Here is an 11,822-nt window from a genome sequence, read left to right as displayed (position 1 = left end):
GCGAGGCGGCGCGACCCGAATGGCCTGCGGCTGCTAAAGCACCAGCCGCACCAGCGGTCGGCCCGGCTTGCGTTCGACCAACCGCTGGAACCCGGCCTTTTCGAAGACCCGCGACGAGCCGACGAACAGCCCGATCGATCGCGAATCCTTCGACAGGTCGATGGGGCAGGCCTCGATCAGCCGCGCGCCGTTCTCGCGCGCGAAGTCGATGCCGCCCGCGACCAGGCGGTGCGACAGGCCCCTGCCGCGTGCCTTGGTGCGGATGAAGAAGCAGGAGATCGCCCAGACGCCCGGATCGGCGGCGTCGGCGGGGTCGATCGGCGCCGACCCCCTGCCCTGGTTGTTCCATTCGGGCACGTCGGCACGCGGGCCGATCTGCATCCAGCCAACCGCCTGGCCACCCTCGAAAGCCAACAGGCCGGGCGGCGGCCCGGCCTCGATTCGCGCCTTGATGTGGTCCTTGTTGCGCTCGCGATTGCTCGCGCGGCGCACCGCAGGCGCTAACCGGAAATGCGTACACCAGCAGCCGTAACAGGCGCCCTGCTTGCCGAAAAGATCCTCGAAATCCGCCCAAAGCTCAGGCACTAGCGGCGCTATGGTCGTATTCATGAGCTCTCTCCCGGCCCACCGCCTTGTCGTGGCGTCCGTCCTGACGTACCATTGCATTTGTTCTCTTTATGTTCGCAGCGATGGCGGCTCCTGTCAACAACCCCGAACACGGTTTTTGCCGCGACTGCCTGAATTTTCAGCGCAGCGAGGCACGCCGTTGCGAGCGCTGCGGCAGTCCAAGGCTCGCCCGCCATCCGGAGCTCTACCGGTTGCGCCTTGCCCATATCGACTGCGACGCGTTCTACGCGGCGGTCGAAAAGCGCGACAACCCTGCGTTGAAGGACCGACCATTGATCATCGGGGGCGGCAAGCGTGGCGTCGTATCCACCGCATGCTACATCGCCCGCATCCATGGCGTGCGCTCGGCAATGCCGATGTTCAAGGCGCTCGAAGCCTGTCCCGAAGCGGTGGTTCTGCCGCCGGACATGGAAAAATACGTGCGCGTCGGCCGCGAGGTGCGCGCCATGATGCAGGCGCTGACGCCGCTGGTCGAGCCGCTCTCGATCGACGAGGCCTTTCTCGACCTCGCCGGTACCGAGCGCCTGCATGGCCTGCCGCCTGCGGTGGTGCTGGCGCGCTTCGCACTCGGGGTGGAAAAGGAGATCGGCATCACCGTTTCAGCTGGCCTTTCCTATTGCAAGTTCCTGGCCAAGGTGGCATCGGACTTCCGCAAGCCACGCGGCTTTTCGGTGATCGGCGAGACCGAGGCTATTGGCTTCCTGGCCGAGCAGCCGGTGACGCTAATCTGGGGGGTCGGCAAGGCCTTTGCCGTCACGCTCGAGCGCGACGGCATCCGCACCATCGGCCAGCTGCAGCGCATGGAGCGCGGCGATCTGATGCGCCGCTACGGCGTTATGGGTGACCGGCTCTACCGGCTCTCGCGCGGCGAGGACGACCGTCGCGTCGTTCCCGACCAGGACGCGAAAAGCGTCTCGGCGGAAACCACTTTCGACACCGACATCGCCTCCGTCGACGACCTGGTTTCGGTGCTGAGGGCGCTGTCGGAAAAAGTCTCGGCCCGGCTGAAAAAGTCCGGCATTGCCGGACGCACCGTCGTCCTCAAGCTGAAGACCCAGGATTTCAAGATCCGCACGCGCAATCGCCAGCTCGGCGATCCGACCCGGCTGGCCGACCGCATCTTTCAGACCGGGCTCGAACTGCTGCGCAAGGAGGCCGACGGCACGAAATACCGGCTGCTCGGCATTGGCGTCAGCGACCTCTCCGACGATGACCGGGCGGACCCGCCCGATCTGGTCGACGTCCAGTCACGCAAGCGCGCCATGGCCGAAGGCGCTATCGATACGCTGCGCGGCAAGTTCGGCCGCAGGGCGGTGGAAACCGGCTATACCTTCGGCAAGGGCCGCGATGCCCATCCGCCCGAACCGGTCGAGGAGTGATAGTCAGGTGCGCCGCAGATCGATCCTGCTGGTCACCACACTCTTGCCGGTTTTCGGATCGGTATCGATAACGGTCAGCCGCATGCCGTCCTCGCCGGTTTTCTCAACAGTCATTTGCGCCCTGCGGTCGCCATTGACCTCCTTGGCCCAACGAATGCCGAGATTGATCGCGTTGCCGGAGCGGCTGCCGCTCAATTGCGCCGGCCCGGTGCGCGATCCGACATAGGTGCCGGTGTATTTCGTCCCGCTCGATTTGAGATCGGCGCTGATGGCGCGTTTCACCACGATAAGACCGCGGCAGCTGCCGTCGAGCGATAGCGAGCTCGACGTTGCGTCGGAATTGAAATGACAGGAGACATTCACCGTCGGCGCATCGGTGGTGACCTTGACGGTGCCTTTGCCGGCGAAATTCCCCTGGAATGAGCGAAGAAAATCCGGATCGTCGGCATGCGCTGCGCCGGCCCCGGCCGTCAGGCACCCGGCAAGTACAAATCGTGCAAGTGATTTCATCGGACCGCTCCTCGTTGGTATCCAAAACACAGCACGCAAACACTGAGGGACCAACGCTTCCCTCAGCAGCGGGTTCCGGCTTCAACATCACTGTTTGCAACGCTTCACGGCTGGCCCAGTCGAATGCGCCGGCTAGCGGTTGCGATGAAAGCGCCGGCTTGCGACATAGCGCCCATGGCACCCGCACCCTCGATCCCCAAGGCCGCGTTCTGGATGGCGCTGTCGGTCGCCTCGTTCCTGGCGATGTCGGTGGCCGGCCGCGCCACGACGGCAGAACTCAACGTCTTCCAGGTGCTCGAGCTGCGCTCGGTGATCGGCTTTTTCATCCTGCTGCCGCTGGTCATGATGTCAGGCGGTTTTCCGGCGATGCGCACCGGGCGTCCGCTGGCCCATCTCGCCCGCAACGTCGTCCATTATACCGGCCAGGCTGCCTGGCTTTATGCCTTGACGCTGATCCCGCTTGCGGTGCTGATCTCGATCGAATTCACGACGCCGATCTGGACTGCGCTGCTGGCGGTAGCTTTCCTCGGCGAAAGGCTCTCCCGGCCAAGGCTGGCGGCGATCGTGCTGGGGCTGATCGGCGTGGTGATCATCGTGCGTCCGGGCGTCGGCGCGGTCAATCCGGGGCATGTTATCGTGCTAGGAGCAGCGGTCTGCTTCGGCGTCTCGGTGGTTCTCGTCAAGTCGCTGACGCGGACGGACAGCGTCGTGCGCATCATCTTCTGGATGCTGATCATCCAGTCGGTGCTTGGCCTCGTCCCGGCGCTGTACGAATGGCGCAACCCGCCGCTCGAGCTCTGGCCGTGGATCCTGCTGATCGCGTTTACCGGCATGTCGTCGCATTTCTGCATGGCCCGCGCACTTGTCTATGCCGATGCGACGGTCATCTCGCCAATGGATTTTTTGCGCGTACCGCTGTCGGCGATGATCGGATGGCTGCTTTATCACGAGCAGATCGACGCCTTCACCGCCGGCGGGGCCCTGCTGATCCTGCTTGGCAATCTGCTCAATCTGCAGAAAAAAGCCGCCAAACCTGCGGAAGTGGCGGCAGCGTAGCCCTGCGTTTCAATCGCCGTCGTCGGGTATGTTCAGAACGTGCCCACAGGCCTTGCAATGAACGGCGTCGGGCTCGTGCCGCTGCAGCCCGCATTGCGGGCAAGGAAAGAACACCTTGGCGGGACGGAAGAGCGCCTGTGCAAGCCGGACGAACAGCGATATGCCAATGATCATGGTGGCGATCGCGGTGAGCTTGCCGGCCACACCGGGCAGGACGATGTCACCGAAACCGGTCGTGGTGACCGTGGCGACCGTGAAATACAGCGCATCGACATAGCCCTCGAGACCACCCACGGTGCGGAAGAAGAAGGTGTAGACGAAACCCGTGATGACAAAGAGGAATGTCAGGAAATTGATGACCGCACGGCTCGCCTCGCGCCATCGCCTGAAGCCGCGCATCTCGAGAAATCGCCACAGCGCGCCGCTACGCGACAGCGACCACAGCCGCAGGATGCGCAAAAAACCGAGATTGGCCAGCGCCGTAGGCATCAGCAGAGTCAGCAGGATGAAGGCATCAATCCACGACGCCGGCTGTTTCATCAGGCGCAGCATGTCGTTGGAGGCAAGCAGCCGGGCAATCATGTCGGCGGCGACAAGTGCTGCCACGGAGTAGTCCAGCCAGAGGAACGAAGACGACTTCTGGATCACCGGCGTGGCGATGAAAAAGGCAATGATGGCAAGGTCGATGACAACGGCCGCAAGCTGAAACCGGAACGCCGCCGCTGTGCGCCCGTGATACAGCTTGCGCAACATGTCGCGCAGCCGGGCCAAGGCTGAAATATCTTGGGCTCCGTTCTTGTCAGCTACCTTCATGACGATCGCGATAGCCTTCGCTGCGACAGCCGTCCAGTCGACAAGGCAGGCGGAAGCTTGCGCCATCCGACCGATCCCGGCGGTTGCGGCAAATGGCGCCAGCCGCGATCAAACCGGCCTTGCCTCTACAACGCTGATGCGTGGCCCTGCCTGGATGATCTCGGTCACCTCGAAGCCACCCTTTGCCAGCAGCGACTTGAATTCATCGGCCGTCCGCTCCTGGCCATCGGGCGCGACCAGCATGTTGAGGTCGGAGAATTTGGCATTCGCCCCCTGATTTGGCGGCTCAAGCACGGCCTCAAAAACCAGCAACTTGCCGCCCGCACGGATCGCCTGGCGACAGTTTTGCAGGATCGCGACGTTGGTCTCGTCGTCCCAGTCATGCAAAATCCATTTGAGCAGCAGCGCGTCGGCCGCCACGGGCAGCTCGGCAAAGAAATCGCCTCCGACGATCTCACAGCGATCGGCGACACCTTTCGCCGCCAGCACCGAGGCGGCCGGCGCTACCACATGCGGCTGGTCGAAAAGGATGCCGCGGCTGCCCGGGGTCGCGGCCAGGACTTCGGCAAGCAGCGCGCCCTGGCCACCGCCGACGTCCATGATGACCGGAAACGACGAAAAATCATACGCCGCCAGGATGGCTGCCGCCACGCCGCGCGAATTCGCTGCCATGGCGCGATCGAAGATAGCGGACTCCTCTGGATGCTCTGCCCGGTATTCCCAGACGCCCTTGCCATGCGCGTGGCGAAATGCGTTCTTGCCGGTTTGGATGCTGTAGAGCAGTTCGCTCCACGCTTGCCGGTAATAGGGCCTTCCGACGAAGGCGGCCCAGGGTGCAGCGGAAAACTCAGCATCGGAGCGCAAGGCGGCGCCAAGCGGCGTTAGCGAGAACTGCCCGTCCTCTGCCTCGTGAAATATGCCGACCGCCGCAAGCGCCCGCAGCAACCGATAGAGCGCGCGCGGATGTGTGTCGGTCAGGCTTGCAAGATCTGCTGCCGAGCGCTTGCCGTCCTTGATGTGGTCGGCGATGCCGAGCGTCGCGGCGACCGAGATCGCCTGCGAGACGCGGTACCCGTTGACCATCCGTGTCAGTTCGACAGCGGCTGCGCGTTCATCCATGGCGCCCCCCAATCGCCAAAACCCGAAGGTTTCGGTATTTTAAACCAGCTCCACTTCAACCACGCCCGGCACCGCGCGCATGGCTGACGCGATCTGCGGCGAGATACGATAACGACTGGGCAATTCGATCTCGACCTCCCCCTGGCCGTCATCCTTTATCAGCACAAAGCTTACCTGTCCCTCGCCCTTGACGGCAAGCTGGCCGGCAAGCGTGCCGATCGGTGCTGCGTCGCGCACGAAGATGCGTAGCGCTTTCTGGATGCGGCTTGCCTCGTCCTCCAGCGACTGCACGGTCTGGATGCGCAGATTGACGCCTTCCGGCCTGTCCTCGGCCGAAACGGTGATGACCACCGAGCGGCCGGGCTCGAGCAGGTCGCGATATTGCGCCAGTCCCTCGGAAAACAGCACCGCTTCATACTGGCCGGACGTGTCGGAAAACTGCACGACGCCCATCTTGTTGCCGGTGCGCGTCTTGCGTTCCTGCTTGGTGGTGACGGTACCGGCGAGCCGGCCGGCGGCCGCACCGCGTTTGACGGCGGCCGAGAATTCGGCCCAGGTCTGCACCCGCATTTTCTGCAGCGCCGCCTTGTATTCGTCGAGCGGATGCGCCGAGAGATAGAACCCGACCACCTGGAACTCGCGGTGCAGGCGGTCGGCGGCGAGCCAGGGGTCGGTCGCCGGCAAGTTGAGTGCCTGCGACTGTGCGCCCAGCGAGGCGCCAAAGATGTCGTGCTGGCCTGTGACGGCATTCTGCTGCGCCAAGGACGCCAGCCCCATCATCCGCTCGACGCCGGCCATCATCGCCGCGCGGTCGAGACCGAAGCAGTCGAGCGCGCCGGCCATGATCAGGCTCTCGAAGACGCGTTTGCCGACGATCTTCGGATCGACCCTTTCGCAGAAATCGGCGAGGCTCTTGAACGGTTTTTCGCCGCGCGTGGCGACGATGTGCTCGACTGCGGCGTCGCCGACGCCCTTGAGCGCGGCCAGCGAATAGAAGATGCGGTTCTCGCCGACCTCGAAATCCCGGAACGACGTCATCACCGACGGCGCCACCACCTCGATGCCGAGGCGCAGCGCATCCTGGCGGAAATCGGCGAGCTTGTCCGTATTGCCCATGTCGAGCGTCATCGATGCCGCCAGGAATTCGACGGGGTAATGCGCCTTCAGATAGGCGGTCTGGTAGGAGACGACGGCATAGGCGGCGGCATGCGATTTGTTGAAACCGTAGTCGGCAAACTTTGCCAGCAGGTCGAAGATGAAGTCGGCTTGCGGCTTGCCGACGCCGCGCTCGACCGCGCCCGAAACAAAGCGCTCGCGCTGCTTGTCCATCTCGGCGCGGATCTTCTTGCCCATGGCGCGGCGCAGCAGATCGGCTTCGCCCAGCGAATAGCCGGAGAGCTCCTGCGCAATCTGCATCACCTGTTCCTGGTAGACGATGACGCCTTGCGTCTCCCTGACGAGATGGTCGATCTTCGGGTGGATCGACGCCATCTCCTCCTCGCCGTGCTTTCTGGCGTTGTAGGTCGGGATGTTCTCCATCGGTCCCGGCCGGTAGAGCGCAACCAGCGCGATAATGTCCTCGATACAGTCGGGCCGCATGCCGATCAGCGCCTTGCGCATGCCGGCACTTTCCACCTGGAACACGCCGACCACTTCGCCGCGCGACAGCATGGCGTAGGTTTCCGGGTCGTCGAGCGGAATGTGGGCAAGATCGATCTCGATGCCGCGGCGGCGGATCAGCTTGACCGCCCTGTCCAGCACGGTCAGCGTCTTCAGGCCAAGGAAGTCGAATTTCACCAGCCCGGCCTGCTCGACATATTTCATGTTGAACTGGGTGACCGGCATGTCCGAGCGCGGATCGCGGTACATCGGCACCAGTTCAGACAGCGGCCGGTCGCCGATGACGATGCCGGCGGCATGAGTCGAGGCGTGTCGGTACAGACCTTCCAGCTTCTGCGCCGTGTCGAGCAGCGTCTGTACGATCGGCTCGCGCTCGGCCTCCTCGGCAAAGCGCGGCTCGTTGGCGATGGCGTCGGCGAGCTTGACCGGATTGGCCGGGTTCGACGGCACCATCTTGCTCAGCTTATCGACCTGCCCGTAAGGCATCTGCAGCACGCGGCCGACGTCGCGCAGCACGGCGCGCGCCTGCAGCGTGCCGAAGGTGATGATCTGGCCGACCTGGTCGCGGCCGTATCTCTGCTGGACGTAGCGGATGACCTCCTCGCGCCGGTCCTGGCAGAAGTCGATGTCGAAGTCGGGCATCGACACGCGATCGGGATTGAGGAAGCGCTCGAACAGCAGCGAAAAACGCAGCGGATCGATGTCGGTGATGGTCGTCGAATACGCGACCAGCGAGCCGGCGCCTGATCCGCGGCCCGGGCCGACTGGAATGCCTTGCGCCTTGGCCCATTTGATGAAGTCGGCAACGATCAGGAAATAGCCGGGATATTTCATCTTCTCGATGACCCCGAGCTCGAAATCCAGCCTCTCGCGATATTGCTCGACTGTATAGCCGGGCGTCGGCCCGTGCGCCGCCAGCCGCGCCTCCAGCCCTTCATGCGCCTGCCTGGCAAGCTCCTGCGCCTCCGCCTTGACCGCCGCATCGGCGTCGGCGACATCGCGGCCGGCAAAGCGCGGCAGGATCGGGTTTCGTGTCTTCGGATAGTAGGAGCAGCGCAGTGCGATCTCGACCGTGTTGTCGATCGCTTCCGGCAGGTCGGCGAACAGCCTCGCCATGTCGGCCTGGCTTCTCAGGAAATTGTCGGGCGACAGGCGGCGGCGATTATCGGCCGCAACCACGGAACCTTCGGCGATGGCGATCAGGGCGTCATGCGCCTCATAGTCTTCACGAGAGAAGAAAAACGCTTCGTTGGTGGCAACCAGCGGCAGATCGTGGCGGTAGGCGAGATCGACCGACGACTGCTCGATCGCGCGGTCGTAGCCGGAGACGCGTTCCAGTTCGACATAGAGCCGGTCGCCGAACAGACCCTTGAGCGCCAGCAGCCGGGTCTCGGCTAGTTCACGGCGGTCCTCTTTCAAGGCATTGCCGATCGGACCGCGCGGCCCGCCGGTAAGGCAGATCAGACCGTCGGAATTTCCCTGCAGCATCTCGCTCGTCAGATGCACCGCCTCGCCGGGCGGTGTCTCGAGGTAGACGCGGCTGACCAGCCTGACCAGATTGCCGTAGCCGGCCTCGGTGGCGGCGATCAGGACCACCGGCCGCATCTCCGGCCCCTGCCGCCTGCGGTCGCGCTGGCTGTCGTTCGCCTCACCGGAAAAGGCGAGGTCGATCTGGCAGCCGATGATCGCCTGGATGCCGTCCTTCACTGCCTTTTGCGCGAATTCCAGCGCACCGAACAGGTTGTTGGTGTCGGTGACGGCGATTGCCGGGCATTCGTCCTGCACCGCATGGCCGACGATCTTGCCGAGCTGCAAGGCACCTTCGAGCAGCGAATAGGCCGAATGCACGCGCAGATGAATGAACCGACGCGCCGCCGCCTCTGCCCGCGATGCCTTTGCATAGGCCTCGCGCAGCAAGGGATCGCGTGGAAGTCTCTCATCAGCCATGGTTTTTTCGCGCCGCCTCACAGGGACTCAGTCGATCAAGATGTATCGTCCGGCACCGGGTAACACGAGTCCAGCAGAAGCGATTGGAGCTTTGGACGTTTAGAGCAACCGCCGAAGCTGCCGATCTCCCCCCTCGTGGGGGAGATGTCCGGCAGGACAGAGAGGGGCGCAGTCCCACCAACCTCAGGCCGGAAACACAAAACCCGCCACAGCGGGCGGGTCGTTGGAGCCATTTAGCACCATATCGAAATTAATAGCATAGCTGCCGGCACAAAGCAAGAACAAAATACGTTGTGAGGGCAAAAAAAGCTAATTCCGCACGCCCCTCGCCTTGTCCCTCCTCAAGCGAGCGTGCTCAACCAATTGCAAGGTCGCGTTCCTTCGCTCCCCTCCGTCCCGCCAACCTCAAGCAGATTACAGCCTCACGCGAATTCCATGATCACCGCATCGACGGCAAGGCTGTCGCCGGGCTTGGCGTTGAGCTTCGAGACGATGAGGTCGCGCTCGGCGCGCAGCACGTTCTCCATCTTCATCGCTTCGACCACGGCAAGCGTCTCGCCGGCCTTGACCTCCTGCCCCTCGGCAACGGCGATCGACACGACGAGGCCGGGCATCGGGCAAAGCAGCATCTTCGAGGTATCCGGCGCCACTTTTTCCGGCATCAGCCTTTCGAGCTCGGCAGTGCGCGGCAGCATGGCGCGGGCTGTCACCGAGATGCCTTTCCAGGCGATGCGGAACCCGTTCAGCACCGGCCTGACCTGCGCCGCGACCTTGCGGCCGCCGACCGTGCCGCGCCAGATGAGATCGCCCGGCCGCCAGTCGGATGCCACAGTCAGTGCCTTGCCGCCGTCGATTGTGAGGTCGAGCTCCATCGGAATGGAAATCATCCCTTCGACGATGGCGACCGAAAGATAGTCCGGGCCGATCTTCACCACCCAATCGCGTTTCAAGGCGCCGGAATGCGGCGCCAGCCGCCCGCCCAGCCGGTCGAGCCGGTCGCGGCGCAGCAGTTCCACCGCGGTGGCAATCGCGGCCAGCACCGCTTTCTCCTCGGCGTCTGGCACAATCGGCGCGAAGCCGTCGGGATACTCCTCGGCGATGAACCCGGTCGATATCTGACCTTCCCGCCAGCGCGGATGCTGCATCAGCGCCGCCAGGAACGGTATGTTGTGCTCGATGCCGTCGACGACGAAACTGTCCAGCGCCTCCGACATCGTGTCTATCGCCGCCAGCCGTGTCGGCGCCCAGGTGCACAGCTTGGCGACCATCGGGTCATAGAACATCGAGATTTCCGAGCCTTCGGTGACGCCGGTATCGTTGCGGATAACGATGTCGCCGAACTTTCCTTCCTCGGGCGGCCGATACTTGGTCAGCCTGCCGATCGACGGCAGAAAGTTGCGATACGGATCTTCGGCATAGAGGCGGCTTTCCACCGCCCAGCCGTTCAGCTTGACGTCGCTCTGCTTGATGGCGAGCTTTTCGCCGGCTGCCACGCGGATCATCTGCTCGACCAGGTCGATGCCGGTGACGAGTTCCGTCACCGGATGCTCGACCTGCAGCCGCGTGTTCATTTCCAGGAAATAGAAGTTCTTGTCGCTGTCGACGATGAACTCGACCGTGCCGGCGCTCTGGTAGTCGACGGCCTTGGCCAGCGCCACCGACTGCTCGCCCATGGCTTTGCGGGTCTTGGCGTCGAGGAACGGCGACGGCGCCTCCTCTACGATCTTTTGGTTGCGGCGCTGGATCGAACATTCGCGCTCGCCGAGATAGAGCGTGCTGCCATGCGCGTCGGCGAGCACCTGGATTTCGATATGGCGCGGGTCGACGATGAACTTTTCGATGAAGACGCGGTCATCGCCGAACGAGCTTTTGGCCTCCGACCGCGCCCGGTCGAAGCCGTCGCGCACCTCTGCCTTGCTCCAGGCAATGCGCATGCCCTTGCCGCCGCCGCCGGCCGAGGCCTTGATCATCACGGGATAGCCGATTTCGCCGGCTATTCTTTCGGCATGGGCGGCGTTTTCGACGACGCCGAGCCAGCCGGGCACCGTCGACACCTTGGCCGCATTGGCGAACTTCTTCGATTCGATCTTGTCGCCCATCGCCTTGATGGCCTTGGGCTTCGGGCCAATGAAGACGATGCCTTCCTGCTCCAACGCTTCGCAGAAGGATGCCCGCTCGGACAGGAAACCGTAGCCGGGATGCACGGCCTCTGCTCCTGTGGCCTTGCAGGCGGCGATGATCTTTTCCGGGACCAGATAACTTTGCGTGGCCGGCGAAGGCCCGATATGCACCGCCTCGTCGGCCATTTCGACATGCACGGCGTCGCGGTCGGCATCGGAATAGACCGCGACGGTGACGATGCCCATCTTGCGCGCCGTCTTGATCACGCGGCAGGCGATCTCGCCACGGTTGGCGACCAGGATCTTTGTGAACATGCAGGCCTCGTCCCTCGGCTGCCCTTTTTTACGGCTTCCCGTTTTATGGGCTTCAGAAGGGCGGTCAAGGCAAAGTCGGAGCCTATCCCGCAGCAGATCGGCGGGTGCTGACGAAAATCCGGGGTCGGAACGTCGCTTCGTGCATAGCGCGGAGCTGAATGGTAAGTTAAATCTAGCTTGGATTGCAGACCGTCTTGGGAGGATTGCCTGATGAAAACGCGCGCCGCTGTTGCCGTCGCCGCCGGAAAGCCGCTGGAGATCATGGAGGTCGACCTCGAGGGCCCTCGCGATGGCGAGGTGCTGGTCGAGATCAAGG

At 63.6% G+C, this 11,822-nt stretch carries 8 protein-coding genes; 2 read left to right on the top strand and 6 right to left on the bottom strand.

Annotation, left to right across the window (positions count from 1 at the left end; translation table 11 throughout):
• Window positions 1-33 precede the first annotated feature (33 nt).
• Window positions 34-609 (bottom strand): GNAT family N-acetyltransferase, encoded by a 576-nt coding sequence (locus NKJ35_RS26980; protein ID WP_352650472.1) that lies wholly within the window; start codon window positions 607-609, stop codon window positions 34-36.
• 68 nt (window positions 610-677) lie between these two features.
• Between NKJ35_RS26980 and NKJ35_RS26975 the strand changes: the two genes are divergently transcribed.
• Window positions 678-2,006, top strand: coding sequence for a DNA polymerase IV (locus tag NKJ35_RS26975; protein ID WP_352650470.1), 1,329 nt, complete (start codon window positions 678-680; stop codon window positions 2,004-2,006).
• A gap of 3 nt (window positions 2,007-2,009) precedes the next feature.
• Here NKJ35_RS26975 and NKJ35_RS26970 read toward each other — a convergent pair whose 3' ends face one another.
• Window positions 2,010-2,516, bottom strand: a complete 507-nt coding sequence (locus NKJ35_RS26970) for a hypothetical protein (RefSeq protein WP_352650468.1) — start codon at window positions 2,514-2,516, stop codon at window positions 2,010-2,012.
• Window positions 2,517-2,690: 174 nt separating this feature from the next.
• Here NKJ35_RS26970 and NKJ35_RS26965 point away from each other — a divergent pair, with 174 nt between their 5' ends.
• Window positions 2,691-3,572 (top strand): DMT family transporter, encoded by an 882-nt coding sequence (locus NKJ35_RS26965; RefSeq protein ID WP_352650466.1) that lies wholly within the window; start codon window positions 2,691-2,693, stop codon window positions 3,570-3,572.
• Between the two features lie 9 nt (window positions 3,573-3,581).
• Here NKJ35_RS26965 and NKJ35_RS26960 read toward each other — a convergent pair whose 3' ends face one another.
• From NKJ35_RS26960 to NKJ35_RS26945, 4 genes are all read right to left on the bottom strand, one after another.
• On the bottom strand, window positions 3,582-4,385 hold the full coding sequence (locus NKJ35_RS26960) for an ion channel (protein WP_352650513.1): 804 nt from the start codon (window positions 4,383-4,385) through the stop codon (window positions 3,582-3,584).
• Between the two features lie 108 nt (window positions 4,386-4,493).
• The gene (locus NKJ35_RS26955; protein WP_352650464.1) at window positions 4,494-5,504 is read right to left on the bottom strand and encodes a methyltransferase; all 1,011 of its coding nucleotides are present in this window, start codon (window positions 5,502-5,504) and stop codon (window positions 4,494-4,496) included.
• A 39-nt stretch (window positions 5,505-5,543) separates the two neighbouring features.
• Window positions 5,544-9,071 (bottom strand): DNA polymerase III subunit alpha, encoded by a 3,528-nt coding sequence (gene dnaE, locus NKJ35_RS26950; RefSeq protein ID WP_352650462.1) that lies wholly within the window; start codon window positions 9,069-9,071, stop codon window positions 5,544-5,546.
• 422 nt (window positions 9,072-9,493) lie between these two features.
• Window positions 9,494-11,506: an acetyl-CoA carboxylase biotin carboxylase subunit gene (locus NKJ35_RS26945; protein WP_352650461.1), complete on the bottom strand. Its 2,013-nt coding sequence runs from the start codon at window positions 11,504-11,506 to the stop codon at window positions 9,494-9,496.
• Window positions 11,507-11,822 lie beyond the last annotated feature (316 nt).

The sequence above is a fragment of the Mesorhizobium sp. M0136 genome (assembly GCF_040322515.1).
Taxonomy (GTDB): Bacteria; Pseudomonadota; Alphaproteobacteria; order Rhizobiales; family Rhizobiaceae; genus Mesorhizobium.
This window is presented reverse-complemented; position numbering and strand designations above follow the sequence as displayed.

What these genes read in the sequence shown, in the direction of transcription:
- NKJ35_RS26970 (WP_352650468.1), bottom strand. Translation starts at nt 2,516, where the DNA reads ATGAAATCACTTGCACGATTTGTACTTGCCGGGTGCCTGACGGCCGGG.
- NKJ35_RS26945 (WP_352650461.1), bottom strand. Translation starts at nt 11,506, where the DNA reads ATGTTCACAAAGATCCTGGTCGCCAACCGTGGCGAGATCGCCTGCCGC.
- NKJ35_RS26980 (WP_352650472.1), bottom strand. Translation starts at nt 609, where the DNA reads ATGAATACGACCATAGCGCCGCTAGTGCCTGAGCTTTGGGCGGATTTC.
- NKJ35_RS26960 (WP_352650513.1), bottom strand. Translation starts at nt 4,385, where the DNA reads ATGAAGGTAGCTGACAAGAACGGAGCCCAAGATATTTCAGCCTTGGCC.
- dnaE (WP_352650462.1), bottom strand. Translation starts at nt 9,071, where the DNA reads ATGGCTGATGAGAGACTTCCACGCGATCCCTTGCTGCGCGAGGCCTAT.
- NKJ35_RS26975 (WP_352650470.1), top strand. Translation starts at nt 678, where the DNA reads ATGTTCGCAGCGATGGCGGCTCCTGTCAACAACCCCGAACACGGTTTT.
- NKJ35_RS26955 (WP_352650464.1), bottom strand. Translation starts at nt 5,504, where the DNA reads ATGGATGAACGCGCAGCCGCTGTCGAACTGACACGGATGGTCAACGGG.
- NKJ35_RS26965 (WP_352650466.1), top strand. Translation starts at nt 2,691, where the DNA reads ATGGCACCCGCACCCTCGATCCCCAAGGCCGCGTTCTGGATGGCGCTG.